The organism is Kocuria sp. HMSC066H03 (assembly GCF_001812045.1).
Classification (GTDB): Bacteria; Actinomycetota; Actinomycetes; order Actinomycetales; family Micrococcaceae; genus Kocuria; species Kocuria rhizophila.
On the sequence record NZ_KV807509.1, the window covers coordinates 79,724 to 106,184 of the forward strand.

General features: G+C 71.5%; 20 protein-coding genes. 18 read left to right on the forward strand and 2 right to left on the reverse strand.

The annotated features are described in order from the left end of the window. The first annotated feature begins 322 nt into the window (after positions 1-322). The 13 genes from HMPREF2833_RS09255 (at position 323) to HMPREF2833_RS09315 (ending at position 16,652) form a co-directional block, all read left to right on the forward strand. Complete coding sequence (locus HMPREF2833_RS09255) at positions 323-1,255, forward strand: DUF2382 domain-containing protein (RefSeq protein WP_070637718.1); 933 nt, start codon at positions 323-325, stop codon at positions 1,253-1,255. Between the two features lie 254 nt (positions 1,256-1,509). Then, a complete protein-coding gene (thrS, locus tag HMPREF2833_RS09260; protein WP_070637720.1) occupies positions 1,510-3,642 on the forward strand; it encodes a threonine--tRNA ligase in 2,133 nt (710 codons plus the stop codon). Beyond that, positions 3,639-4,214, forward strand: coding sequence for an HIT family protein (locus HMPREF2833_RS09265; protein ID WP_070637722.1), 576 nt, complete (start codon positions 3,639-3,641; stop codon positions 4,212-4,214). Before thrS ends, HMPREF2833_RS09265 begins: the two co-directional genes overlap by 4 nt. A 79-nt stretch (positions 4,215-4,293) precedes the next feature. After that, entirely contained in the window at positions 4,294-5,607 is a 1,314-nt protein-coding gene (locus tag HMPREF2833_RS09270; RefSeq protein ID WP_070637724.1) for a Mur ligase family protein, read from the forward strand. Positions 5,608-5,616: 9 nt separating this feature from the next. Then, positions 5,617-6,348: a type 1 glutamine amidotransferase gene (locus tag HMPREF2833_RS09275; protein WP_070637727.1), complete on the forward strand. Its 732-nt coding sequence runs from the start codon at positions 5,617-5,619 to the stop codon at positions 6,346-6,348. Positions 6,349-6,740: 392 nt separating this feature from the next. After that, positions 6,741-7,502, forward strand: a complete 762-nt coding sequence (locus tag HMPREF2833_RS09280; protein WP_070637729.1) for a YebC/PmpR family DNA-binding transcriptional regulator — start codon at positions 6,741-6,743, stop codon at positions 7,500-7,502. 4 nt (positions 7,503-7,506) lie between these two features. Next, a complete protein-coding gene (gene ruvC / locus HMPREF2833_RS09285; protein WP_070637732.1) occupies positions 7,507-8,187 on the forward strand; it encodes a crossover junction endodeoxyribonuclease RuvC in 681 nt (226 codons plus the stop codon). Positions 8,188-8,482: 295 nt separating this feature from the next. Then, positions 8,483-9,124, forward strand: coding sequence for a Holliday junction branch migration protein RuvA (ruvA, locus tag HMPREF2833_RS09290; protein ID WP_019309307.1), 642 nt, complete (start codon positions 8,483-8,485; stop codon positions 9,122-9,124). A gap of 2 nt (positions 9,125-9,126) precedes the next feature. Next, positions 9,127-10,227 (forward strand): Holliday junction branch migration DNA helicase RuvB, encoded by a 1,101-nt coding sequence (ruvB, locus tag HMPREF2833_RS09295; RefSeq protein WP_019309306.1) that lies wholly within the window; start codon positions 9,127-9,129, stop codon positions 10,225-10,227. A 111-nt stretch (positions 10,228-10,338) separates the two neighbouring features. Then, the gene (gene yajC, locus HMPREF2833_RS12735) at positions 10,339-10,911 is read left to right on the forward strand and encodes a preprotein translocase subunit YajC (protein ID WP_246829110.1); all 573 of its coding nucleotides are present in this window, start codon (positions 10,339-10,341) and stop codon (positions 10,909-10,911) included. A 95-nt stretch (positions 10,912-11,006) separates the two neighbouring features. Beyond that, complete coding sequence (gene secD, locus HMPREF2833_RS09305; protein ID WP_070637734.1) at positions 11,007-12,995, forward strand: protein translocase subunit SecD; 1,989 nt, start codon at positions 11,007-11,009, stop codon at positions 12,993-12,995. After that, the gene (gene secF, locus HMPREF2833_RS09310) at positions 12,992-14,026 is read left to right on the forward strand and encodes a protein translocase subunit SecF (RefSeq protein ID WP_070637736.1); all 1,035 of its coding nucleotides are present in this window, start codon (positions 12,992-12,994) and stop codon (positions 14,024-14,026) included. The genes secD and secF overlap by 4 nt, the downstream gene beginning before the upstream one ends. A 160-nt stretch (positions 14,027-14,186) precedes the next feature. After that, positions 14,187-16,652, forward strand: a complete 2,466-nt coding sequence (locus HMPREF2833_RS09315; RefSeq protein ID WP_141756178.1) for a RelA/SpoT family protein — start codon at positions 14,187-14,189, stop codon at positions 16,650-16,652. Positions 16,653-16,823: 171 nt separating this feature from the next. On the opposite strand, the gene HMPREF2833_RS09320 is transcribed toward HMPREF2833_RS09315, so the two are convergent. Further along, positions 16,824-17,474 (reverse strand): type IV toxin-antitoxin system AbiEi family antitoxin, encoded by a 651-nt coding sequence (locus tag HMPREF2833_RS09320; protein ID WP_070637737.1) that lies wholly within the window; start codon positions 17,472-17,474, stop codon positions 16,824-16,826. A 124-nt stretch (positions 17,475-17,598) separates the two neighbouring features. Further along, the gene (locus tag HMPREF2833_RS09325) at positions 17,599-18,849 is read right to left on the reverse strand and encodes a DUF349 domain-containing protein (protein ID WP_070637739.1); all 1,251 of its coding nucleotides are present in this window, start codon (positions 18,847-18,849) and stop codon (positions 17,599-17,601) included. Between the two features lie 592 nt (positions 18,850-19,441). Here HMPREF2833_RS09325 and hisS point away from each other — a divergent pair. The 5 genes from hisS to HMPREF2833_RS09350 all read left to right on the forward strand — a co-directional run bounded on the left by hisS (position 19,442) and on the right by HMPREF2833_RS09350 (position 26,416). Next, complete coding sequence (hisS, locus tag HMPREF2833_RS09330) at positions 19,442-20,800, forward strand: histidine--tRNA ligase (RefSeq protein ID WP_070637741.1); 1,359 nt, start codon at positions 19,442-19,444, stop codon at positions 20,798-20,800. A 186-nt stretch (positions 20,801-20,986) separates the two neighbouring features. Further along, the gene (aspS, locus tag HMPREF2833_RS09335; protein WP_070638513.1) at positions 20,987-22,804 is read left to right on the forward strand and encodes an aspartate--tRNA ligase; all 1,818 of its coding nucleotides are present in this window, start codon (positions 20,987-20,989) and stop codon (positions 22,802-22,804) included. A 38-nt stretch (positions 22,805-22,842) separates the two neighbouring features. Next, a complete protein-coding gene (locus HMPREF2833_RS09340) occupies positions 22,843-24,066 on the forward strand; it encodes an MFS transporter (protein WP_070637743.1) in 1,224 nt (407 codons plus the stop codon). A 121-nt stretch (positions 24,067-24,187) separates the two neighbouring features. Then, entirely contained in the window at positions 24,188-24,640 is a 453-nt protein-coding gene (gene dtd, locus HMPREF2833_RS09345) for a D-aminoacyl-tRNA deacylase (RefSeq protein WP_070637745.1), read from the forward strand. A 105-nt stretch (positions 24,641-24,745) separates the two neighbouring features. Then, positions 24,746-26,416, forward strand: a complete 1,671-nt coding sequence (locus HMPREF2833_RS09350) for a replication-associated recombination protein A (RefSeq protein WP_070637747.1) — start codon at positions 24,746-24,748, stop codon at positions 26,414-26,416. Positions 26,417-26,461: the final 45 nt, after the last annotated feature.

Consider the following 26,461-nt stretch of genomic DNA (forward strand, 5'->3'; position numbering starts at 1 on the left):
GAGCTCCGTCCTCTGTTGCGCTGCCGTTTCCGTGTGAATCGCCCGAACGGTTCCGGAGAACCCACAGCGGTTGGTCCTGCCCATTGTGCCCCACGCCACCCCCGTGACCCCGCAGGCGGCGCCCGCCCGGCCCGACCACCACAGGTCTGCGGCGCGGAGGGGCATCGGCGCGCCGGTTTTTCCGTGAGAGAAATTGGTAGCGCAGTGTGCTGATGGCCGTAATATGTGTCACGAAGCCAGACCGCACACCCACTGCGGGTGCGGCGGCCTCCGGTGCACAACCCGTGCACCGGCAGCAGAGACTTACTGAGGAGTTAATGCGATGTCCACGTTCGACGTGAATGCAATTCTGTCCAGCACGGCCTACGGCTCCGACGGCGACAAGATCGGCAAGGTCGAGCAGGTGTTCCTGGACGACAACTCCGGCGAGCCCACCTTCCTGACCGTGAACACCGGTCTGTTCGGTGCCAAGGAGAACTTCGTTCCCGTGAAGGGCGCCCGTCAGGACGGCGACCGCGTGGTTCTTCCCTACACCAAGGACGTCATCAAGGACGCTCCGAAGGTCGACGCGGACCAGCACCTGTCCCCCGCCGAGGAGGAGGAGCTGTACCGCTACTACGAGATGAACTACGACGACGGCCGCACCGCGGGCGCCGATCGTGACCGCAACGCCGCCGCCGCGGGCACCGCCGGTGTGGCCGGCGCCGCCACCGGTGACCGTCACGCGAACGCCGACCGCGACGTCGCCGACCGTGACCGTCTCGCCGCGGACCGTGACCGCGACCTCACCGACCGCGACCGCGCCGGTGTGGACCAGGACCGCCACGTGGCCGCCGGTGAGAACGCCTCCGTGACCCGTCACGAGGAGCGCCTCAACGTGGGCACCCAGGAGCGCGAGGCCGGCCACGCCCGCCTGCGCAAGTACGTCGTGACCGACCACGAGACGGTCGACGTCCCGGTCGAGCGCGAAGAGGTCACCGTGGAGCGCACCCCGTTCAACGGCACCGAGGCCCACGCGGGCACCGGCCGGATCGGCGAGGAAGAGGTGGACGTGACTCTGCACGAGGAGCGCCCCGTCGTCGAGAAGGAAGCCGTGGCCGTCGAGGAGGTCGGGATGAACAAGCAGACCGTCCGCGAGACCCAGCGCGTGGAGGCCGACGTCCAGAAGGAACAGGTCGACGTGGAGACCGATGTCGATCGTGACGGCCTGGGCCGTGACGACCTCGGTCGCAACGGCGAGGCTCCCCGCCGCTGAAGCCGTCCACGCGAGTGACCTCGCGTGAACACTGAAGGGTGTGCCCCGGGCTCCGGCTCGAGGCACACCCTTCGTCGTGCCCAGGGTGCCAGCGCGTGAGCGGACTCACGATCCGCCCGCAGGGCGCGCCGTCCCGTGCCGTCCGCGGCAGGTGGGCGGTAGCATCGGGGAGGTCACGGGCGTGCACGGCACGTCCGCGGAACGCGCGCCCCCGGTACGGGCGGGCACACACAGAACTGACGAGGAGACACACCATGACGGATGCCCCAGCACTGCAGCTCACCGTGGACGGCGAGGCCCGCACCACGGAGCCGGGCACCACGGCCGCCGAGCTCTACGCCGAGCAGCGGGACGTGGTGGTGGCGCACGTCAACGGTGTCCTCAAGGACCTGTCCACGCCCCTGCAGGACGGGGACGTCGTGGAACGGGTGCTCGTGAGTGATCCCGAAGGGCTCGAGGTGCTGCGCCACTCCACGGCGCACGTGATGGCGCAGGCGGTGCAGGAGCTGCGTCCGGACGCCAAGCTGGGGATCGGCCCGTACATCACGGACGGCTTCTACTTCGACTTCGACGTCGCGGAGCCGTTCACTCCCGAGGATCTCAAGCAGCTCGAGAAGTCGATGCTGAAGATCGTCAACAGGAACCAGATCTTCCGCCGCCGCACGGTCACGGAGGACGAGGCGCGCGCGGAGATGGCCGACGAGCCCTACAAGCTGGAGCTCATCGACCTGGCCGGCGGGCCGGGCTCCGGTGCCGTGGAGGAGTCCGCCGAGGGTGCGTCCGTGGAGGTGGGCGGTGGCGAGCTCACGGTCTACGACAACGTGGACCGCAAGAGCGGGGACGTGGTGTGGCGCGACCTGTGCCGCGGCCCGCACCTGCCGGACACCAAGCACATCGGCAACGGCTACGCGCTCATGCGCTCCGCCGCGGCGTACTGGCGCGGCAACCAGGAGAACCAGCAGCTGCAGCGGATCTACGGCACGGCCTGGCCCTCCAAGGACGAGTTGAAGGCATACAAGGAGCGTCTGGCCGAGGCCGAGCGCCGCGACCACCGCAAGCTGGGCGTGGAGCTGGACCTCTTCTCCTTCCCGGACGAGCTGGGCTCCGGGCTGCCCGTGTTCCACCCCAAGGGCGGGATCATCCGCAAGGAGATGGAGGACTACTCGCGCGAGCGACACGCCCGCGCCGGGTACGAGTTCGTCTACACCCCGCACATCACCAAGGGCCACCTGTACGAGGTCTCCGGGCACCTGGACTGGTATCGGGACGGGATGTTCCCCCCGATGCACGTGGACGAGGAGCGGGACCCGGAGACGGGTGAGCTGACCAAACCGGGCCAGGACTACTACCTCAAGCCCATGAACTGCCCGATGCACAACCTGGTCTACCGCTCCCGCGGACGGTCCTACCGGGAGCTGCCGCTGCGGCTCTTCGAGTTCGGGGCGGTGTACCGCTACGAGAAGTCGGGCGTGATCCACGGTCTCACGCGCGTGCGCGGCATGACCCAGGACGACGCGCACATCTACTGCACGCGCGAGCAGATGAAGGACGAGCTGACCGGCACGCTGAACTTCGTGCTGTCCCTGCTCAAGGACTACGGCATGGAGGACTTCTACCTGGAGCTCTCCACCAAGGACCCGAACAAGTTCGTGGGCTCGGACGAGATCTGGGAGGAGGCCACCCGCACGCTGCGGGAGGTGGCGGAGGACTCCGGGCTGGAGCTGGTCCCGGACCCCGCGGGCGCCGCGTTCTACGGGCCCAAGATCTCCGTGCAGGCCCGGGACGCGATCGGGCGCACGTGGCAGATGTCCACCATCCAGCTGGACTTCAACCTGCCGGAGCGCTTCGACCTGGAGTACCAGGCCTCGGACGGCACCCGGCAGCGCCCGGTGATGATCCACCGAGCACTGTTCGGCTCCGTGGAGCGCTTCATGGGCGTGCTCACGGAGCACTACGCGGGCGCGTTCCCGGCGTGGCTGGCTCCCGTGCAGGTGCGCGCCATCCCCGTGGCCGAGGCGTTCAACGACTACCTGGACGAGTTCGCCCAGTCCCTGCGCGAGCGCGGGATCCGGGTGGAGGTGGACACCTCCTCCGACCGCTTCCCCAAGAAGATCCGCACGGCGTCCAAGGACAAGATCCCGTTCGTGGTCATCGCCGGCGGCGAGGACGCCGAGGCGGGCACCGTGTCGTTCCGCTTCCGCGACGGCTCCCAGCACAACGGCGTGAGCCGGGCGGAGGCCGTGGAGCTCATTGCCCGCCACGTGGCCTCACGCGCCAACGAGGATCCGACGGCCCCGGCCGAGGAGCTCGAGGTGGGCGCCACCGTGGTCGAGGAGCCGGCCACGGCGGCGTCGTCGGAGCAGACCCGGGCGCCGGAGCAGCCGTGACCGGGCGGGGCGCCGCGGCGCCAGACGGGGACGGTGTGGTCCGGGACGAGTTCGAGGTCCCGGGGGTTCCGGACAGCTTCCAGCGGCTGTGGACCCCGCACCGGCTCGCGTACGTGCGCGGGGAGGACACCTCGGTGGAGCAGCCGCCGGGATGCCCGTTCTGCACCGCGCCGCAGCGCTGCGACGAGGACTCGCTGATCGTGCACCGCGGTGAGCACTGCTTCGTGGTGCTCAACCTCTTCCCGTACAACCCCGGCCACGTGCTGGTGTGCCCGTACCGGCACGTGGCGGACCTGGATGAGCTCACGGACGACGAGCTGTGGGAGCTCAACACCCTGACCCGCACGGCGGTGCGCGTGATCCGGGAGGTCGCGAGTCCCGCGGCGTTCAACGTGGGGCTCAACCTGGGCTCCGCCGCGGGCGGGTCGCTCGCCGCCCACCTGCACCAGCACGTGGTGCCCCGGTGGACCGGTGACGCCAACTTCATGCCCGTGATCGCGCAGACCAAACCGCTGATCCAGACCCTGGGGGCCACGCGCGAGGACATCGCCGCGGCCTGGCCCGGGGACTGACGGCCCGCGGGCCCACCGGTCCGCGACCGCGGGTGCCCGCACACGTTCACCACCCGGGTGCCCGCACCCGCTCACTAGGATGGAGACCATGTCCCGACCTCTCGTACGCGTCCTCGGCCAGGGGGTGCGCTGGGCGTCCAGCCTGCGCGGCGGCGGCTCCGCATTCCCCGGCCTGTTCATGGAGAAGCTGCACCCCGGCTTCGTGGCCGAGGAGCTCGCCAAGCTGCCCCGCGGCGTGGTGGTGATCAGCGGGACCAACGGCAAGACCACCACCACCAAGATGACCGTGCAGCTGCTGCGCTCCCAGGGCCTGCGCGTGTTCACCAACCGCACGGGCTCCAACTTCGTGCGCGGTGTGGCGGCCTCCCTGCTCGCGGAGATGGACGCGTTTGGCCGTCTGGCCGCGGACGTCGCGGTACTCGAGCTGGACGAGGCCCACGCGGTGCACTTCGTGAAGCAGGTGCAGCCGCGGATCAGCCTGCTGCTCAACGTGATGCGCGACCAGCTGGACCGCTTCGGGGAGATCGACACCACGCGCCGGATGCTGCGCCAGGTGGCCCGCGCCACCACGGAGACCGTGGTGCTCAACCGCGAGGACCCGCGGATCGCCGGTCTCGCCGGGGACCTCCCGGAGGGCACGGCCGTGTCCTGGTTCGGGCTCTCGGACGCGCTGCGCCCCATGTTCCCGTCCGACGACGACATGCGCGAGGGCCTGCGCCAGGTGGACCCGGGGGAGCAGGACTCCGAGGTGCCCTCGGCCCGGCGCCCGGACGCGGACGTCGTGCTGGAGGCGGTCAACGCCCGCAGCGTGGAGCTGGACGTGCGCGGCACGAGCCACGAGGCCACGGTGGACCTCTACGGCGTCTACAACCAGTACAACGCGGCGGCCGCCCTGGCCGTGAGCCTGCAGGTGCTGGGGGACGACGCCGACGTCCCCGCCCTGGTGGCCGAGCTCGGCAACGTGACGCCCGCCTTCGGGCGCGGCGAGACCATCACGGTGGACGGCAAGCCCCTGCAGCTGCTGCTGGTGAAGAACCCCGCGGGCTTCCGGCTCTCCCTGGCGTCCGCGTCCTCGCAGGACTACGCGACCATGATCGCGATCAACGACCAGTACGCGGACGGCCGGGACGTCTCCTGGCTGTGGGACGTGGACTTCGACAGCCTCCGGGAGGGCGGGGTGGACCTCGTCTCCGGAGTGCGCGCGTGGGACATGGCCCTGCGGCTGGACTACGACCTCGTGCGCGTGGGCGGGGTGGAACCGGACCTGGAGGATGCGCTGAAGCAGTTCATCGCGCAGTCCGGGGACCGCCCCATGCGCATCTTCTGCACCTACACGGCCATGCTGTCCCTGCGCAAGATCCTGGGCGGCATGACGCACGTGGCCGCCATCTAGGAGAACACCGTGGCTGAGAACACCTCCGGGCCGCTGCGCATCGTGCAGCTCTACCCCCGGGACATGAACATCTACGGCGACTGGGGCAACACCCTGACCCTCAAGCGCCGCGCCGAGCGCTACGGTCTGGACACCGAGATCGTGGACTACGATCCTGGTGATCAGTGGCCCGAGCACGCCGACCTCTTCGTGGGTGGTGGTGGCCAGGACTCGGGGCAGTTCCGCGTGGCCGAGGACCTCGCGGCCGTGGCGCCGCGGCTGCACGAGGCCGTGGAACGCGGCGTGCCCATGCTCGCGATCTGCGGGCTCTACCAGCTCTTCGGCCGCAGCTTCCGCACCGGGGCGGGGGAGACCCTGTCCGGGATCGGGGTCTTCGACCTAGAGACGGTGGCGGGCACCGAGCGGCTGATCGGCAACATCGTCACCGAGTCCCCGGAGCTGGGCCGGATCGTGGGCTACGAGAACCACTCCGGGCTCACCCACCTGGGCGCGGGGCAGGAGCCCCTGGCCACGGTCGTCTCGGGCGCCGGCAACAACGGTGAGGACGGCACGGAGGGAGCCCGCACCCACAACGTGCTCGGCAGCTACCTGCACGGCTCCCTGCTTCCCAAGAACCCGCGCGTGGCGGACTTCCTGCTCGGTCAGGCCCTCGCCCTGCGCGGGGAGTCCCTGCCGGAGGTCGGCCCCGACGACACGCTGGCCGAGCGCGCTCGCGAGGTCGCCGCCTCCCGCCCCCGCTGAGGGACCGGCGGACGACGACGCCGCCCGCAGCCGCGCGTGCCGAGGCTCGCCCGGGGTGCCCCAGCCGTTGGCAGGGGGCCGGGCTGGCGGCGTCGTCATCTGGGCGTGCCGCGGCGGCCCGTCGAACCGCGACCACCGGCGGCGCGGTGGCAGCCTCGCGCTGCCCTCGCGGGGCGAGCGCGCGGCGTCGTCGACCGGGTCTGTCGCCGCGGCGAACCGTGTCCCCGCACCAGCGGCTCGGCGAGCACCGGCGGCGCCGCGAAGTCCCCTGGACGGTGCGGGGGCGCGTCCCGGTGTGACAGGGCACGGGGCGCGCTCGGTATCATGGCAGTCAATCCACCACCGCGTCCGGCCCGAGCACGGCCGGACGCACTCTTTCGAGGAGGTCATTCATGTCAGGTCACTCCAAGTGGGCCACGACCAAGCACAAGAAGGCGGCGATCGACGCCAAGCGGGCCAAGGCGTTCGCCAAGTACATCAAGGGCATCGAGGTCGCGGCGCGCATGGGCGGCGCGGACACCTCCGGCAACCCGGCGCTCGAGCTCGCGGTGTCCAAGGCCAAGAAGAACTCCGTGCCGAACGACAACATCGACCGCGCGATCAAGCGCGGAGCGGGCCTGACCGGCGAGACGATCGACTACACCGAGATCCTCTACGAGGCCCGCGGCCCGCAGGGCACCGCGCTGTACATCGAGTGCCTGACGGACAACAAGAATCGCGCGGCCTCCGAGGTGCGCGTGGCCGTGACCCGTCACGGCGGCACCATGGCGGACTCCGGCTCGGTGGCGTACCTCTTCGAGCGCAAGGGCGTGGTGGAGGTGGCCAAGACGGACGGCCTCACCGAGGACGACGTCCTGATGGCCGTGCTCGACGCCGGCGCGGACGAGGTCCTGGACGAGTCGGACGTGTTCGAGGTGGTCAGCGAGGCCACGGACCTGCCCGCGATCCGCGCGGCGCTGGACGAGGCCGGTCTGGAGTACAACAACGACGACCCCCAGTTCCGCGCCACCATGAAGGTGGACCTGGACGCGGACGGGGCACGCAAGTTCCTCAAGCTCGCGGACGCGGTCGAGGAGCTGGACGACGTGCAGAACGTCTACTCCAACGCGAACATCCCCGCGGACGTGATGGCCCAGCTCGAGGACGACGAGTAGGCCCGTGGCCCGTCCGCAGGCGGCAGGCTCCCAGCGCGTGCTCGCGGTGGACCCCGGACTCACCCGGTGCGGCTTCGCCGTGGTGGACATGTCCGCCCAGCGCACGGGCACGTTCGTGCACGTGCAGGTGAGCGGCTCGCGCGCCCACGAGGCGCTCGAGCACCGCGTGCTGACCGTCATGGAGGCCGCGGACGAGCTCATGGAGCGCTTCCGCCCGGACGTGGTGGCGGTGGAGCGCGTGTTCGCGCAGAACAACGCGCCCACGGTCGTGGGCACCGCCCAGGCCACCGGCGTGGTCATCGCGGCGGCGGCCCGGCGCGGCATCCCGGTCGCGTGGCACACCCCCTCCGAGGTCAAGGCCGCGGTCACCGGGGACGGCTCCGCGGACAAGGAGTCCGTGAACCGGATGGTCGTGCGCATCCTGAAACTGGACGCCCCGCCCCGCCCGGCCGACGCCGCGGATGCGCTCGCGCTGGCCGTGTGCCACGGCTGGCGCGGCGGGGTGGCAGGGATGAACGCGGTGGCGGCCACCTCCACCCACTCCGGGTCCCGTCCGTCACGGTCCACCGGCACCACCGGTACCACCGCGCTGACACCGGCCCAGCAGGCGTGGCGCCGGGCGGAGTCGGCCTCGCGCGCTCCGGGGGCCCGCGGCGGCAGCCCCGCACGGGGCAGACGCGGCTGAGAGGGGCCTGTGGAAGGCTCCGAGGGCCTGTCCGCGGTCGAGCGGGACCGCCGCCGGCTGCACCGTTCTCGCCCGCCCCGGTGTCCCACGGGTGGCGGTGGTCCACGCCCCGTTGCACCGTCCCCCCGCTGCGGCGCCCCCGTTGGTACAGTGGCCCAGAACCGTTCGCACACGTGTTCGAATCCGACGCGGCACCGGCCGCGCCCGAGCGCCGGGGCAGCCGCCCCCGCACCACCCAGCCCCCCGGAACCGGTGGGCGCACGAGCCCGGCCCCGGCCGGAAGAGGGGAGCAGCCGTGATTGCCTCGGTGACCGGTGAGGTGGCCTTCGTGGGCGCCACCCTGGCCGTGGTGGAGGTCTCGGGCTTCGGCATCGAGGTCCACGCGAGCCCGCACACCCTGTCCGGACTGCGGGTGGGAGCCACCACGCGGCTGCACACCGCGTACATCGCCCGCAAGGACGAGGCGCCGCTGCTGTTCGGCTTCGCCCAGGCGGACGAGAAGGAGATCTTCTCGGTCATGCTGGGAGTCTCCGGCGTGGGGCCGCGCACCGCCCTCGCGGCCGTCTCCGTGCTCGGGCCCGACGATGCCCGCCGGGCCATCGCGGCCGGGGACGACAAGGCGTTCACGGCCGTGCCGGGCATCGGGCCGAAGTCCGCGCGGCGGATCGTGCTGGAGCTCGCGGACAAGCTCGTGCTCCCCGAGCCTCCCGCCCAGCAGGCCGCCCAGCCGCAGATGCCGGTGTGGCGGGACCAGGTGGTCGATGCCCTCACGGGCCTGGGGTGGAACGAGAAGGACGCCGTCCGCGGCATCGAGGACGCCCTGCAGACCCAGCCCGAGCTCGGTGACTCCGGCAACGTGGCCGAGATCCTGCGCGCCGTGCTGTCGTGGCTCGGCACGTCCAAGGGCACCACGCACGCGCCCACCGGGAGGCGCTGAGCATGGCCGTGGAGGAGCGCGGAGCTGCGGGGCGGCAGCGCCTCGTGGGCGCCGAGGGGGACTACGACGACCAGCAGCTGGAGGCGTCGCTGCGGCCGGGCACGCTGGACGACTTCGTGGGGCAGAAGCGCGTGCGCGCGCAGCTCTCGCTGGTGCTCGAGGCGTCCAAGCTGCGCGGGCGCACCGCGGACCACGTGCTGCTCTCCGGGCCGCCGGGTCTGGGCAAGACCACCCTGGCCATGATCATCGCGGAGGAGCTGGAGGTCCCGCTGCGGATCTCCTCGGGCCCCGCCATCCAGCACGCGGGGGACCTCGCGGCCATCCTCTCCTCCCTGACCCACGGGGAGGTGCTCTTCCTGGACGAGATCCACCGGATGTCCCGCCCGGCGGAGGAGATGCTCTACATGGCCATGGAGGACTTCCGCGTGGACATCGTGGTGGGCAAGGGCGCCGGAGCCACCTCCATTCCCCTGGACCTGCCACCGTTCACCCTCGTGGGCGCCACCACGCGTGCCGGCCTGCTGCCCGGGCCGCTGCGGGACCGCTTCGGTTTCACCGGGCACCTGGAGTTCTACTCGGTCCCGGAGCTCGAGCTCGTGCTGCGCCGCTCCGCGGGTCTGCTGGACCTCACCATGACCTCCGAGGCCTTCACGGAAGTGGCTTCGCGCTCGCGCGGCACCCCCCGCATCGCCAACCGGCTGCTGCGCCGCGTGCGGGACTGGGCACTCGTGCACGGTGTGGAGCGCATCGACGCCCGCGCGGCCGGGGCCGCCCTGGACATGTACGAGGTGGACGCCCGCGGGCTGGACCGGCTGGACCGCAACGTGCTCTCAGCGCTGGTGGGCAAGTTCAACGGCGGCCCGGTGGGCCTGTCCACCCTGGCCATTGCGGTGGGGGAGGAGACCGAGACCGTGGAGACGGTCGCCGAACCCTTCCTGGTCCGTGAGGGCCTGCTCGGCCGCACGCCCCGGGGCAGGATCGCCATGGCCGCGGCGTGGGAGCACCTGGACCTGGAGGTTCCCGAGCACGCCGCGTTCAAGGATCCCTCTCTGAGGTCCGCGCTCGCCGCAGACCCGTCACCGGGAGATGCATCCAGCGGGTGACCAGATCCATCCCCTAAGCTGGGAGGAATTGGTGTGTGGGCCCGGTCGGCACCGGTGTGTCCCGGGGTCCGTGCACCCGAGTCCCTCATCCCTCGACAGATCGGATTCTCCGTGACCATCCTCGCAGAGACCCAGCAGGCAGCCACCGGCGGCGGGAGTGCCTGGTTCCTTCCCGTCATGCTCCTGGCCATGGTGCTGCTGCTGTGGCTGCCCATGCGGCGGCAGAAGAAGGCCCAGGCCGAGATGAAGACCAAGCAGGCCAGCATGGGCCCCGGCACACAGGTGATGACGAGCTTCGGACTGTTCGGCACGCTGCACGAGATGGACCGCGAGAACAACAAGGCCGTCCTGGAGATTGCCCCGGGGCAGCTCGTCACCGTCCACTCGCAGACCGTCACCACCGTGGTGGACGAGACCCCGGAGACGGACGCCGCAGAGCACCACGCCGCCCAGCTCCCCGCCGACGGCTCCACCGCCGCACACGCCGAGCAGGACGCCGTTTCCACCCACGGCACCGCGGCCGAGCACGACGCCCCGATGCACGACGACCCGACCCGCGGCACCTCCTCCCACGGTGACGTCACGGGCGGCTCCGCTCCCACGGTTGACGGCGTGGACCGCGCCGAGCCCGGGAACGGGACCGACCCCCGCGGCCGCGGCGAGCACGGCAACCCCACCATCTGACATCCCCCCGATGAGAGACGGGCCGAGGACCTCGGCCCGTTTCTCATGTGGTGACCGGCGTGCGCGTCCGGTCACGGTCTCCCCGAAGGACGGCAATGGCAGCACAGAAGAAGAGCTCGGAGACCTCGGAGACTCCGAAGGCCTCGACGTCATCCCGGCGGCGGCGCAAGGGCTCCGCCGAGGACTCCGGATCCGCCCGGAAGTCCACGTCGTCACCCCGGACCAGGAAGCCTCGCACCGGGGCCGCCGCGGCGGCGGCCAGGGCCCGCGGGTCCCTCGTGGCGCTGGTGGCGGTCATCGCCCTGCTGGCCGGGCTGCTGGTGTACGGCGTCACGACCGACCGCACCGGCTGGGCCCCCAAGCTCGCCCTCGACCTCGAGGGCGGCACGCAGATGGTGCTCACGCCGTCCCTGCAGGGGGAGCAGGCGGGGCAGGAGATCACCCAGGAGCAGCTGGACCAGGCGGTGGAGATCATCCGCCAGCGCGTGGACGGCGCGGGTGTCTCCGAGGCGGAGATCACCACCCAGTCCGGCAACAACATCGTGGTGTCCCTGCCGGGCACGCCGTCCGCGGAGACCCGTGAGCTCATCCAGACCTCGGCGCAGATGGCGTTCCGGCCGGTCATCGTCACGGGCCCGGGGGAGGCCACCCCCAAGGAGCAGCGCACGGACCCCAAGGACGTGCCCAAGGCCAAGTCGGCCCCCGAGAACTCCTCGGACCCCCGCTGGATCACCCCCGAGCTGTTCGCCCAGTACGAAGCCCTCGACTGCAGCGCACCCCAGCCGCAGAAGGACCGGGAGACCCAGCCTCAGGACAAGGCCACCGTGGCGTGCGATCCCCAGGGCAACGCCAAGTACATCCTGGGCCCGGTGGAGATCCCCGGCACGGACATCGAGGACGCCTCCTACGCCCCGGCCACGAACTCGCAGGGCAACGCCACGGGCGGCTACGCGGTGAACCTGCAGTTCAACGAGCAGGGCACCGAGACGTTCAAGCAGCTCTCGGAGCGGCTCTACGGCTACGGCCAGGGCGGCCAGCAGGACCCCCGCTCGCAGTTCGCCATCGTGCTGGACGGCTCGGTGGTCTCCGCGCCCACCATGAACTCCGTGATCTCCGACGGCAAGGCCCAGATCACGGGTGACTTCACCGAGGACGAGGCCAAGTTCCTGTCCGAGCAGCTGAAGTACGGCGCGCTGCCCGTCTCCTTCACCATCGAGTCGGAGCAGCAGGTCTCCGCGACCCTGGGCAGCAACCAGCTGCAGATGGGCATCATCGCCGGTCTGATCGGCCTGGCGCTGGTCTGCATCTACTCCCTGTTCCAGTACCGCTGGCTGGGCCTCGTGACCATCGCCTCGCTCGTGGTGGCCGGTGTCATCACCTACCTCGCCATCACCCTGCTGGGCTGGGGCGCCAACTACCGGCTGTCCCTGGCCGGCGTGGCGGGCCTCGTGGTCGCGATCGGTCAGACGGCGGACTCGTTCATCGTGTACTTCGAGCGCATCCGCGACGAGATCCGGGCCGGGCGCACCATTCCCGCGGCCGTGGACCACGGCTGGCAGCGGGCCCGTCAGACGGTCCTCGCCTCCAAGGCCGTGAACCTGCTGGCCGCGGTGGTGCTGTACTTCGTGGCCGTGGGCAACGTGCGCGGCTTCGCCTTCACCCTGGGCCTGACGGCCATCGCGGACCTCATGGTCGTGTTCCTGTTCACCCACCCCGTGATGGTGCTGCTGGCACGCACCCGGTACTTCGGATCGGGCGCCAAGAACTCGGGGCTGGACCCCGAGGCCCTCGACGCCGTGCCGCTGTACCGCGGCGCCGGCAGGATCCGCACGCCGGAGGACTCGGACGGTCTCACCATCGCCGAACGACGCCGCCGCGCTGCCCAGCAGAGCAGCGGCACGGAGACCGCCGCCCACCCCGCCACCGACGGCACAAAACCGCACGACGGCGCCGCGAGCGCGAGTGGTGCGGGCAGCGGCACCGGGGCCGGCGCGCCCACGGCTGACGCGGCGTCGCCCACCGAGGGCACCGACCGGGCGGGTTCCTCCGCCGTTCGCACCGACCCCCAGGAGGACCAGCGATGAGCAACCGTCTCGCGCGTTTCGGCAACGACCTGCACAGTGGTCGCACGTCCTACCCCTTCGTGCAGAAGCGTGGTCTCTGGCTGGCTGTGAGCCTCGCCCTGATCGTGGTCTCCATCCTGATTCCCGTGGTCAAGGGCGGTTTCAACCTGGGCATCGACTTCACGGGCGGGTCCGAGTTCACGGTCTCCGGTGTGGAGAACCCGGACGCCTCCGTGGGGGAGCGGGCCGTGGCGGACACGGCGGGCACGCAGGAGGCCACCGTGACCAACATCGCCCCCGGAACCGTCCGGGTGCAGACCCAGCAGCTGGACGACGACCAGACGCTCGCGCTGAAGCACGAGCTGCAGGACGCGTACGGGGTGGGCGAGGACCAGGTCACCTCCACCTTCGTGGGTCCCACGTGGGGCCAGGGCGTCACGCAGCAGGCGCTGTGGGGTCTGCTCGTGTTCGTGGCGCTGGCGCTGGCCCTGATGGCCCTGTACTTCCGCACGTGGAAGATGTCGGTCTCCGCGATCGCGGCCATGCTGACCACGATCGTGATCACCGCGGGGATCTACGCGCTCGTGGACTTCGAGGTGACGCCCTCGGCGATCATCGGCTTCCTCACGGTGCTCTCCTACTCGCTGTACGACTCCGTGGTGGTCTTCGACAAGGTGCGGGAGAACACCTCCGGGCTGCTGGACGGCACCGCGCCGGGGGAGCGGAAGAAGCGCACCTACGCGGAGCAGGTGAACCTGGCCGTGAACCAGACGCTGGTGCGCTCGATCAACACGTCCGTGGTGGGCATCTTGCCCGTGGGCTCCATCCTGTTCATCGGTGCCTACCTGCTGGGTGCAGGAACGCTCAAGGACCTCTCGCTGTCCCTGTTCGTGGGCATCATCGTGGGCACGCTGGCCACCCTGTTCGTGGCCGCGCCGCTGTACTCGTGGCTGCGGGACCGTGAGCCCGCCGTGCGGCAGCAGAGCCGGGAGGTGCTCGAGCAGCGCACCACCGACGCGCCCCCGGTCAGCTCGGACCCGGTCTCCGCGTGAGACCGGGCGTCCGCCCCGACCCCTCGACACCGCGAGCGCGGTGACCGTGGCCCCCGTGCACAGTGCACGGGGGCCACGGCCTTAGACTGGACCATCAGCCGCGCAGATCAGGCCCACCACGTCCTCGGCCACCGCGGCCACGCTAAGGAGGCGACGGATCATGTCCAGCCAGTCCGATCCCCGGGTCGACCGTGCCGCGGTGGACGAGTCCGCCTCCAGCGACGACCACGCCACCTCGGGCCAGGCGCCTGAGCGCGCGACCGAGCCGCTCCGCGCGCCGATCCCGTCACGCAGGGCGGGAAGCACCCCCGCGGGCGGCACCCACTACGTGCTGCCGGCATCACGGCCGGTCTTCGGCCGCGCGGTCTTCCCTGGGCGCAGCGAGCGCACACGGTCCACGCTGTCCGTGCTGAGCGGGGAGTCCGTGCCCAGCTCGCCCATCCTGGTGCCCCTGCTGCGCACCGTGCAGAGCACCCACCCGGACGAGGACCTCACGGTCCTGGAACGCGCCTTCCAGGTGGCGGACGCCCACCACGAGGGTCAGAAGCGCAAGTCCGGTGACCCGTACATCACCCATCCCGTGGCCGTGACCACGATCCTCGCGGAGCTCGGGATGACCGGGGCCACGCTCGTGGCGGGTCTGCTGCACGACACCGTGGAGGACACCCCCTACACCCTGGACGAGCTGCGCGAGGAGTTCGGGGAGGAGGTCGCCGCCCTGGTGGACGGCGTGACCAAGCTGGACAAGATCCACTACGGGGAGAACGCTCAGGCCGAGACCGTGCGGAAGATGATCGTGGCCATGGCCAAGGACATCCGCGTTCTGGTCATCAAGCTTGCGGACCGGCTGCACAACGCGCGGACGTGGCGCTTCGTGTCCTCCGCGTCCTCGGGGCGCAAGGCGCGGGAGACCCTGGAGATCTTCGCGCCGCTGGCCCACCGGCTGGGCATGAACACCATCAAGTGGGAGCTCGAGGACCTCTCCTTCGCGGCGCTGTACCCCAAGGTGTACGACGAGATCGTGCGCATGGTGGGGGAGCGAACGCCCGAGCGGGAGCGCCACCTCGCGGAGATCCGGGGTCAGATCGCGGAGGCCCTGGAGGGCTCCGGGATAGAGGCCACCATCACGGGCCGACCCAAGCACTACTACTCGATCTACCAGAAGATGATCGTGCGCGGGAAGGACTTCGACGAGATCCACGACCTGCAGGCCGCGCGGGTGCTCGTGGACTCGGTGCGCGAGTGCTACGCGGCACTGGGTGTGCTGCACGCCAAGTGGCGGCCGCTGCCCGGGCGGTTCAAGGACTACATCGCGATGCCCAAGTTCAACATGTACCAGTCGCTGCACACCACGGTGATCGGTCCGAACGGGCGCCCGGTGGAGATCCAGATCCGCACCCACGAGATGCACCGCCGCGCCGAGTACGGCGTGGCCGCGCACTGGAAGTACAAGGACAAGGTCAACCAGGCGAACTCCGCCACGCCCAAGGCCAAGGAGGGCGAGCTGAACTGGCTCAGCTCGCTCGTCTCGTGGCAGGAGGAGGCCAAGGACTCCTCGGACTTCCTGGACTCCCTGCGGTACCAGATCAACACCGCCGAGGTGTATGTGTTCACGCCCAAGGGCGAGGTCATGGCCCTTCCCACGGGGTCCACCCCGGTGGACTTCGCCTACGCGGTGCACACGGAGGTGGGCAACCGCACGATCGGCGCCCGGGTCAACGGCAAACTGGCCCCGCTGTCCTCGCAGCTGCAGCACGGCGACCGCGTGGAGATCCTCACCTCCAAGTCCGAGCAGGCCGCGCCCTCCCAGGACTGGCTCAAGTTCGTGGGATCGCCGCGCGCGCGGACCAAGATCCGGCAGTGGTTCTCCAAGGAGCGCCGTGAGGAGGCGATCGAGCGCGGCAAGGAGCTGCTGACCAAGGCGCTGCGCAAGCACCACCTGCCGCTGCAGCGCACCGTGACGAGCGAGTCCCTGCTCGCGGTGGCCCAGGACTTCAACCGCGGGGACGTCGCGGCGCTCTACGAGGCCCTCGGCTCGGACGCGGTCAGCACCCACCAGGTGGTCGAGAAGCTGCTGGAGCACCTGGGCGGTGCGGAGGGGACCGAGGAGGACCTGGCCGAGAACACCCGGGTCACCCAGCCCGTGCGCGCCGGTGCCACGGACGCGGGCGTCGTGGTGCAGGGAGCATCGGACGTCTACGTGAAGATCGCCCGGTGCTGCACCCCGGTGCCGCCGGACGAGATCGTGGGCTTCGTGACGCGCGGTTCCGGGATCTCCGTGCACCGCAGGGACTGCGCGAACATGAAGGTGGTCCCCGAGGGCGACGACCGCGTCAAGGACGTGGCGTGGGCGCCCACCCAGTCCTCCCTGTTCCGTGTGGAGATCCAGGTGGAGGCGCTGGACCGCAAGTCCCTGCTGTACGACGTGACCCGGGTGCTGTCCGAGAACCACGTGAACATCCTCTCCGCGCAGGTGCACACCTCCCGGGCGCGCCTGGCGATCTCCCGGTTCTCGTTCGAGATGGGGGACACCCGCTACCTGGACCACGTGCTCAACCAGGTGCGGCGCATCGACGGCGTGTACGACGTTTACCGCGTGTCGGGCCACCGCCCCGTCGCCTCCTGAGGGAACGCGCGGTGGGCCCTCGCACCCCCCCTGGGCCCTCGTACCCCGTGGGCGCCAGCGGTGCCGCGGTGCCCGCACCAGGTCTTGCTGAGCGCACCCTGCTGAGCGCACTCCGCCGGCCTTGGCACCACGCACCGGAATGCGCGCGCCGAGCCACGCCGGGGGCGCACCTCACGCCGGGGCGCGGCCGCTGCGTGGCGCCGCGGTGCACCCGCCGAGCGCCCGGTCGAGCTTGCGCACCCTGGCCAGGGCGGCGCGGCGGCCGGGGGTCTTGGGCATCGTCTCCAGGTCACCGATGAGCTGGGCGGACGAGCACGACAGCCGTTCGTGTCCCAGCATGGCCAGCAGGGCGGCGTCGCCGGGCGGACCCGGAACGTGCAGCGCCAGGTCCAGCGCGGTGCGCCGCGGTGTGGTGAGCGTGATGCCGTGGTGGACCACCAGGTCCTCCGGGGCGAAGCTCGTCTGGTGCAGCACGATTCCTGCGGGCACCGTGGTGGTGGTGCGCGCGGACTTGTCCACCAGCACGGGCACGGGATCCGGTTCCGGTGCGCACCGGTAGAACCACGCGGCCCCCATCCGGCCGAGGACACCCCGGCGCTGCAGGTGACCGGGCAGGACCCGGCCCAGGACCGCGGCACGAAGGCCGTGGGAGACGGGCTGCCACGCGTGCACGTGCGCGCCCAGCAGCTCACGGCGCAGCACACCGTCCACCGTCATGGCGTGCAGCTCGGCCCGGCTGAACGGGTGGCCCGGGAGGAACACCGCGACCGCGGTGTCCTGCCGGGTGCCGGTGGCGGGCGGCGGGGCTGCGAGGGACGTCATGCCCCCATCCCACCGCACGGCGGGCCGTCACGGCAGGCAACGCGAGCACCTGTGGAGAACGGACGGGCAGCGCCCCCGCACCGTTCCGTGCGGGGGCGCTGGTGACGCGGGGTCGAGGCTGAGCTCAGCCGAGTTCGGATGCGGAGGCCTGCAGTGTGGCGAGCCACTGCTCGCTCGTGGCGAGGTCCTTCTCGAGGGACGCGGCCTTCTTCTCGTTGCCCGCGGCCCGGGCGGCCTCCACAGCCGCCCGCTGGTCCGCGATCTTGTTCTCCAGCTGGGACAGCATGGAGTTGGAGCGGGCCTTGGTCTCGGGGTCGGTGCGCCGCCACTTCTCGTCCTCGGCCTTCTTGACGGCGTCCTCCACGGAGCGCAGCTCGTTCTCCACGCGGCGCATGTGGGCGCGGGGCACCTTGCCCGCCTCCTCCCAGCGCTGCTGGATGGACGCGAGCTGCTTCTTGGCGGCGGCCAGGTCCTTCACGGGCAGGATCTGCCTGGCCTCCGTGAGCAGCTGCTCCTTGACCTTCAGGTTGCCCTCGAACTCCTTGTCGATCTGCTCGTTCGCGGCCGTGCGGGCGTCGAAGAACACGTCCTGGGCGGCGCGGAACCGGGCCCACAGGGCGTCGTCGTCCTTGCGGGACGCGCGCGGGGACTGCTTCCAGCGGTCCATGAGCTCGCGGTACTTCCCGGCGGTCTCGCCCCAGTCCGTGGACGAGGAGAGCGCCTCGGCCTCCGCGATCAGGGCCTCCTTGACGCGCTTGGCCTTGGCGTTGGTCTCGTCCAGGGAAGAGAAGAACGCCTTGCGGTGGCGGTCGAACGTGGTGCGCGCCTTGCGGAAGCGCTTCCACAGGGCGTCCTCGTCCGCCTTGGCCAGCCGGCCGCCCGACTTCTGGTGCTCCTGCCACTGCGAGAACAGCTCGGCCATGCGGGAGGACGAGTGCTTCCACTGCGTCTTCTCCGGGTCCTGGCCCGCCACCTTCTCGGCCTCCTCCACGATGGCGGTGCGCCGCGCGAGCTGCTCCGCCTTGTGGGCCTTCGCCTCCTCGCGCTCACGGTCCAGGGCCACGCGGATCGCGTCCTCGAGCGTGTCCAGGCGGGTGGAGAGGTCCACGAGGTCGCCCACCATGGTGTGCGCGTCCACCTGCTCGCGCACGTGCGCCACGGTCTTGCGCATCTCACCGGCCGGAGCCCTGGCCGCGATGCGCTGCTCGAGCAGCGCGACCTGCGCCTCGGCGTCGTCGAACTTGCGCGCGAAGTACGCGAGCGCCTCGTCCGGGGTGGCGTCCGGGAACTGGCCGCACTCGTGCTCCGCGTCCCGCACGGTCACGTACACGGTGCCGTTCTCGTCCGCACGGCCGAACTTCCTGGCGCGCGCCACGGACTCGGCCGGGGCGAGGGCGGGGTGTGCGGCGTCCGCCGAGTGCGACGCGCCCGGAGCGTGGGGAGCGGGCGGCGCCTTGGGAGCCGCCGGCGGCTTCGGACCTGCCGGGGGCTGGGGCGCGGCCGGCGGCTTGGGTGCAGACGGAGCCTTCGGTGCCGGAGCACCCTGGGGCGCGGACGCTCCCGCAGGGGCTGCGGGTGCGGGGCCCTCGGACATCGACGACGCCGGACCCGGGGCGGGTGCGTCAGGGGCACCCGGGTGCGGGGCGGCGTCGTGCGCGGCGGGCGCGGGGGCCGGTGCGTCGGCGCGCTCCTCGGGCGCGTGGGGGGCGGGCGGTCCCGGGAGGGGACGGCGGTCGTCGGATTCAGGACGTTCTGTCACCGCTACAACTCTCTCTGCACGGCCTCGCCGGTGTGGTGCTCGTCACCGGGCGGGGGCTCCATTGGTGGACACGGCCATCCTAGCGATGCCCGGGTCCTAGAATGACCAGCAGACACCCCGCGGCGCACGGCCGCTCCGCCACGCCCCGCCGCCCGGGGAGCACGCGGGCGCCCGTCCCGCCCCGCTCAGCAACCGAGGAGTTCCACCCATGGCCCGCACCACCTCACTGTCCGGTTTCCCCGAGTGGCTCCCCGAGGAGCGGATCGTGGAGCAGCACGTGATGGACTCCCTGCGGCGGACCTTCGAGCTGCACGGCTTCTCCTCGATCGAGACCCGTGCGGTGGAGACCGTGGAGCAGCTGCTGCGCAAGGGTGAGATCGACAAGGAGGTCTACGGCGTCTCGCGCCTGCACCAGGATGCGGACGAGACCAGCCCCGAGGGCGCCCTGGCCCTGCACTTCGACCTCACCGTGCCCTTCGCGCGCTACGTGGTGGAGAACGGTGGGCACCTCACGTTCCCGTTCCGCCGCTACCAGATCCAGAAGGTCTGGCGCGGCGAGCGCCCCCAGGAGGGGCGCGCGCGGGAGTTCACGCAGGCGGACATCGACGTGGTGGGGGACGGCACGCTCCCGTTCCGCTACGACGTGGAGCTGGCACTCGTCATCGTGGACGCGCTGTCCCAGCTGCCCATCCCGCCGTTCGTGCTTCGCGTGAACAACCGCAAGCTCGCCGAGGGCTTCTACCGCGCCGTGGGCCTCACCGACGCCCCCGCCGTGCTGCGCGAGATCGACAAGCTCGAGAAGATCGGCGCGGACGCCGTGTCCCGCAACCTCCAGGAGCACGTGGGTGCCACCCCGGAGCAGGCGCAGGCCGCGCTCGCGCTCGCCGCGATCCGCACCGCGGACACCTCCTTCGTGGAGCGCGTGCGTGAACTCGGCCAGTCCAACGAGCTGCTCGAGGAGGGCCTCGCGGAGCTTGCGGAGGTCGTGGGGGAGGCCGCCCGCCGCGCCCCCGGAAAGGTCGTGGCGGACCTCTCGATCGCCCGCGGTCTGGACTACTACACCGGCACCGTCTACGAGACCGTGCTGGTGGGCCACGAGAAGCTCGGCTCCGTGTGCTCTGGCGGGCGCTACGAGTCCCTCGCGAGCAACGGGAAGAAGACGTACCCGGGGGTGGGGCTGTCCATCGGCGTGACCCGCCTGGTCACCCGCATCCTGTCCCAGTCCATGGCCCGGGCGTCCCGTGCCGTGCCCTCTGCCGTGCTGGTGGCCCTCAACGACGACGCCTCGTGGTCCGCCGCGCAGGACGTCGCCGCCGCGCTGCGCGCCCGCGGGATCGCCACCGAGGTTGCGGCCACCGCCCAGAAGTTCGGCAAGCAGATCCGCTACGCCGAGCGCCGCGGGATTCCCTTCGTGTGGTTCTCCTCGGTGGCCGAGGACGGCTCCGTGGTCCACGAGGTCAAGGACATCCGCTCGGGCGAGCAGGTGTCCGCGGACCCCACCCGCTGGCAGCCGCCGGCCGAGGACCTTCGCGCCACGGTTCTCACCGCGGAGCAGACCGAGGGCTGATTGCGCCTCCCGCTGTGAGCGGGATCTCCCGCGCGCTCGGCGGACCCGGCGCGCTTGTAGACTCGCGGGGAACGAGAACCCGGCCCAGCGGCGTCGTCCGCGGTGGCCGGGGCCCCGCGAGCCGCGGGAGCCAGGACTTCCGGGGTGCGCGACCCCGATCACGAACGAACAAGAAGGTGGATGCACGTGCTGCGAACACACGAGCTCGGCGCCCTGAGTGCCGAGAACATCGGAGAGACCGTCACGCTGGCCGGCTGGGTGGGGCGCCGCCGTGACCACGGCGGTGTCGCGTTCGTGGACCTGCGAGACGCCTCCGGCGTGGCGCAGATCGTGGTGCGTGACGAGGAGCAGTTCCACCAGCTGCGCAACGAGTACGTCCTTCAGGCCACCGGCACCGTGGAGCGCCGCCCCGAGGGCAACGAGAACCCCAACCTGCCCTCCGGGGAGGTCGAGGTCATGGTGGACGAGCTCACCGTGCTCAACACTGCGGCCCCCCTGCCGTTCCAGATCGACGAGCACGTGGAGGTGGGGGAGGAAGCCCGCCTAAAGTACCGCTACCTGGACCTGCGCCGCCCGGAGCCCGCCCGCATCATGCGGCTGCGCTCCGAGGTCAACCGGGTGGCCCGCACCCTGCTGCACGAGCAGGGCTTCACCGAGGTGGAGACCCCCACCCTGACCCGTTCCACCCCCGAGGGCGCGCGCGACTTCGTGGTACCGGCACGGCTGTCCCCGGGGTCCTGGTACGCGCTGCCGCAGTCCCCGCAGCTGTTCAAGCAGCTGCTGCAGGTCGGTGGGATCGAGAAGTACTTCCAGATCGCCCGCTGCTACCGGGACGAGGACTTCCGCGCGGACCGCCAGCCCGAGTTCACCCAGCTGGACGTCGAGGCCTCCTTCGTGGAGGAGGACGACATCATCGCGCTGGGCGAGCAGATCGTGAAATCCCTGTGGGCGCTGATCGGCGTGGAGATCACCACCCCGATTCCCCGCATGACCTACGCCCAGGCCATGGCGGACTACGGCTCCGACAAGCCGGACCTGCGCTTCGACCTCAAGATCACGGAGCTCACCGAGTACTTCAAGGACACCCCGTTCCGCGTGTTCCAGGCCCCGTACGTGGGTGCCGTGGTCATGCCGGGCGGCGCGTCCCAGCCCCGCCGCCAGCTCGACGCGTGGCAGGAGTGGGCCAAGCAGCGCGGCGCCAAGGGCCTCGCCTACGTGCTGTTCAAGGAGGACGGGGAGATCGCCGGGCCCGTGGCCAAGAACATCTCCGACGAGGAGAAGGCCGGACTCGCGGAGGCCGTGGGCGCGAAGCCCGGCGACTGCGTGTTCTTCGCCGCGGGCGGTGTGAAGACCTCCCGCGCGCTGCTCGGTGCCGCGCGCGTGGAGATCGGCCACCGCGTGGGCCTGATCGACGAGAACGACTGGGCCTTCGTGTGGATCGTGGACGCCCCGCTCTTCGAGCCCGCCTCCGACGCCGTGGAGTCCGGTGACGTGGCCGTGGGCTCCGGCGCCTGGACCGCGGTGCACCACGCGTTCACCTCGCCCAAGCCCGAGTTCATGGACACGTTCGACACGGACCCCGGCTCCGCGCTGGCCTATGCGTACGACATCGTGTGCAACGGCAACGAGATCGGCGGCGGCTCCATCCGCATCCACCGCCGGGACGTGCAGGACCGCGTGTTCCGGGTGATGGGACTGAGCGAGGAGGACGCCCGCGAGAAGTTCGGCTTCCTGCTGGACGCCTTCCAGTTCGGCGCGCCCCCGCACGGCGGCATCGCGTTCGGCTGGGACCGCGTGGTCGCGCTGCTCGCGGGCACCGAGTCCATCCGGGACGTCATCGCGTTCCCCAAGACCGGCAACGGCTACGACCCCCTGACCGCCGCGCCCGCGCCCATCACGGCGCAGCAGCGCAAGGAGGCCGGGGTGGACGCCAAGCCCGAACCGCGCGCCCAGGCCGCCGCGCCGACCACCGCCCCCGACGCTCCGGAAGGGTCATCACACTGAGCTCCGCTGCACCGCACGGTCGCACCGGCCAGGGCCTCGTGGCCCTGGCCGGTGTCGTTGTCACCGCCTTCACCCTCCGTCTGGCCGTCTCCGGGGTCTCACCCGTGCTGGGGCGCATCACCCAGGACCTGCACCTGTCACCCGCCGAGGCGGGACTGCTCGCGATGATGCCCTCGCTGGGCTTCGCGCTCACCGGGATCCTCACCACCCTGGCCATGCGGCGGGTGGGCCTCGAGGCGCTGCTGATGGTCTCGTGCGGTCTCGCCGCCCTCGGCACCCTCGCGCGCGCCGCGTCCCCCGGGGACGTGGGCTTCGTGGTCCTCACCTTCGTGATCATGTGTGGTCTGGGCATGGGCAACGTGGTCCTGCCACCCGTGATCAAGAAGTACTTCCCGCACCGCATCGCGGCCCTGTCCGCGATCTACTCGATGCTGCTGGGCATGTCCACGGCCACCGCACCCTTCTTCGCGGTCCCGCTCGCGGACGCCGCCGGGTGGCGCGTGTCCGTGGGGTCGTGGGCCGTGTTCTCCCTCGCCGCCCTCGTGCCGTGGCTCGTGCTGTGGGTGGGAGCCCGACGCCGCACCCAGCCGCCCGCCGAGCAGACCCCCGACCTGACCGTGCTGCCGGACGCCGTGGTGGCCCCCGCCTCCACCGCACGGGTCAAGCCGTGGCACTCCAGGATCGGGTGGGGCGTGGTGCTGATGTTCACCGGCACGTCCGCCAACACGTTCTCCATGTTCCTGTGGCTGCCGCGCTTCCTCACGGACACCGGGTTCTCCGAGCACGAGGCCGGCTTGATGCTCTCCTACTACGCCATCCTGGCCGTGCCGGTGAGCTTCGCGGTCCCGTTCCTGGTCCGCCGGTTCGGAAACACCGTGGTCCTGGGGCTGTCCACCGTGGTGCTGTACGCCCTGGGCTACCTCGCGGTGCTGCTGTGGCCGCACGCCACGTGGGGGGACTTCCGCCTGGTCTGGGTGTGGATCACGGTGTTCGGCCTGGCGCAGGCGTCCTTCCCGCTGGCCATCACGCTGATCAACGCCCGCACGCGCACCACCGCGGGCGCCGGCTCGCTCTCCGGCTTCGGCCAGGGCCTCGGCTACCTGGCCGGCTCGCTGGGGCCGCTGGCCTTCGGTCTGCTGTTCGGCGTCACCGGGTCCTGGTGGCCGTCCTTCGGCTACCTGTGGCTCATGCTCGTGGTGCTCGGCGCGGGCATCCTCATGACCGGACGCCACCGGTTCATGGAGGACGACGCCGCACGGTGACCCTCCGTGCGTCACTGGCGGTCCCGGCGCTCCCGGGGCGGTCGGCCGCGACGGCTTCGGGCGGCGTCGTCGACCGCCACCCGGGAGGCACGCCGCGGGGCGTGTGTGGTGGACTGGGCGCATGAGAATCGTGCTGCAAGTCGTGTCCCGTGCCGCCGTGACCGTGGCCGGGGAGACCGTGGGGGAGATCGAGGGCCCGGGTGTGCTGGCGCTCGTGGGCGTCACGCACACGGACACCCCGGAGACCGCCGCCCGGCTCGCGGAGAAGGTCGCGGGACTGCGGATCCTGCCGGGGGAGACCTCGTGCGCGGACGGGCCCTCACCCGTGCTCGTGGTCAGCCAGTTCACCCTGTACGGGGACGTGCGGAAGGGACGCCGGCTCTCGTGGTCCAGGGCCGCCCCCGGGGACGTCAGCGAACCCCTGTTCGAGGAGTTCGTCCGGGCGCTGCGCGGGCGCGGGATCCCCGTGGAGACGGGGCGCTTCGGGGCGCACATGGAGGTCTCGCTCGTCAATGACGGGCCCGTGACCGTCCTCGTGGACAGCGAGGAGCTGGACCGGCCCCGCCGGGGGTGAACGCCGCCGGGTCGCCACGGGCCCGCGGGTGCCCCTGACGGGGACGGGCGGCACGCGGCCTCCAGCAGAGTTCTGCCTGTCCGGGGCGGGCAGTACTGTCGGGGCGTGAGCACCTCCTTGTTCGACCTGCCGGACCCGCTCAGCGGTGACGGCTCGGCCACGTCCGATCCCACCGCCCACCACTCCGGGCCGCGGGGCCGTACCCGCGCCCCGCTCGCCGTGCGGATGCGCCCACGCACGCTGGACGAGGTGGTGGGGCAGAAGCACCTGCTGCGGGCAGGGTCCCCGCTGCGCGCACTGGTCACCGGCCGGTCGGGGCCGGCCGCGCCGTCCTCGGTGATCCTGTGGGGCCCGCCCGGAACGGGCAAGACCACGATCGCGCAGGTGATCGCGCGCGGGCACGGCACCACGTTCGTGGAGCTCTCCGCCGTCACGGCCGGCGTCAAGGACGTCCGCCGGGTCATGGACGAGGCCCTCACCGCGCGGGACCTGCACGGACGCACCACGGTGCTGTTCCTGGACGAGATCCACCGCTTCACCAAGGCGCAGCAGGACGCCCTGCTTCCCGGGGTGGAGAACGGGTGGGTCATCCTCGTGGCGGCCACCACCGAGAACCCGTCCTTCTCCGTGATCTCACCCCTGCTCTCCCGCTCCCTGCTACTCACGCTGCAGCCGCTCGAACGCCAGGACATCGGAGAGCTGCTGGACCGGGCGGTCGTGGATCCCCGCGGACTGGACGGCGCGGTGGTCCTCTCCCCGCAGGCCCGGGAGCACCTGCTGGACGTGGCCGGGGGAGACGCCCGCAAGGCCCTCACGTCACTCGAGGCTGCGGCCGGTGTCGCGCTGTCCCACGCGGGCGGCGTCGACGGGAGGGACCGGGAGGGCGCGGACGAGGGGAACCGCGCGGCACACGCGGACGGCACGGCAGACGCGGGCGGGCTGGCGGACGAGAACGGCGCGGCGGACCAAGACGGCCCGGTCGCCGGGGGCGCCGTGGCACACGAGGACGACGCCGCGGAACAGGACCGTGCCGCGGGGCAGGGTGCCACGACGGACGAGGCCCGCGCAGCGGAGCGGACCGGCGCCGGGCAGCCCGGCGCCACCACCGGCGCCACCACCGGCGGTCCCGCCACGGTGACGCTGGCGCACGCCGAGGAGGCCGTGAACCGTGCGGCCGTGCGCTACGACAAGCAGGGCGACCAGCACTACGACGTGGTGAGCGCGTTCATCAAGTCCATCCGGGGCTCGGACGTGGACGCCGCGATGCACTACCTCGCCCGGATGATCGAGGCGGGGGAGGACCCCCGGTTCATCGCACGCCGGCTCATCATCTCCGCGTCCGAGGACATCGGCATGGCGGACCCCACCGCGCTGCAGACCGCCGTGGCGGCCGCCGAGGCCGTGCAGCTGATCGGCATGCCGGAGGGCCGCCTCCCGCTCGCCCAGGCCGTGGCGCACCTGGCCACCGCCCCCAAGTCCAACGCCGCCTACCTGGCGGTGGACGCCGCGATCGCCGACGTCCGGGCCGGGGGTGCCGGTCCCGTGCCTGCGCACCTGCGGGACTCCCACTACCCGGGAGCGGCGGGGCTCGGCCACGGTGACGGCTACCGCTACGCCCACGACGCCCCCAGTGCCGTGGCCACCCAGCAGTACCCGCCGGACGAGCTCGTGGGCAGGGACTACTACCGGCCCACGCCCTACGGCCACGAGAAAGAGCTGGCCCACCGGCTGGGCATCCTGCGGTCCATGGTGCGGGGCACCCGGCGCGGGGACTGAGCCGGTCAGGTCGGCCGCCGCGCACCCCTCGCCACGGCCGCTGTT

Coding starts and splice junctions, on each gene's coding strand:
- HMPREF2833_RS09255 (WP_070637718.1), top strand. CDS start 323: ATGTCCACGTTCGACGTGAATGCAATTCTGTCCAGCACGGCCTACGGC.
- thrS (WP_070637720.1), top strand. CDS start 1,510: ATGACGGATGCCCCAGCACTGCAGCTCACCGTGGACGGCGAGGCCCGC.
- HMPREF2833_RS09270 (WP_070637724.1), top strand. CDS start 4,294: ATGGAGACCATGTCCCGACCTCTCGTACGCGTCCTCGGCCAGGGGGTG.
- HMPREF2833_RS09280 (WP_070637729.1), top strand. CDS start 6,741: ATGTCAGGTCACTCCAAGTGGGCCACGACCAAGCACAAGAAGGCGGCG.
- ruvB (WP_019309306.1), top strand. CDS start 9,127: ATGGCCGTGGAGGAGCGCGGAGCTGCGGGGCGGCAGCGCCTCGTGGGC.
- secD (WP_070637734.1), top strand. CDS start 11,007: ATGGCAGCACAGAAGAAGAGCTCGGAGACCTCGGAGACTCCGAAGGCC.
- secF (WP_070637736.1), top strand. CDS start 12,992: ATGAGCAACCGTCTCGCGCGTTTCGGCAACGACCTGCACAGTGGTCGC.
- HMPREF2833_RS09315 (WP_141756178.1), top strand. CDS start 14,187: ATGTCCAGCCAGTCCGATCCCCGGGTCGACCGTGCCGCGGTGGACGAG.
- HMPREF2833_RS09320 (WP_070637737.1), bottom strand. CDS start 17,474: ATGACGTCCCTCGCAGCCCCGCCGCCCGCCACCGGCACCCGGCAGGAC.
- hisS (WP_070637741.1), top strand. CDS start 19,442: ATGGCCCGCACCACCTCACTGTCCGGTTTCCCCGAGTGGCTCCCCGAG.
- dtd (WP_070637745.1), top strand. CDS start 24,188: ATGAGAATCGTGCTGCAAGTCGTGTCCCGTGCCGCCGTGACCGTGGCC.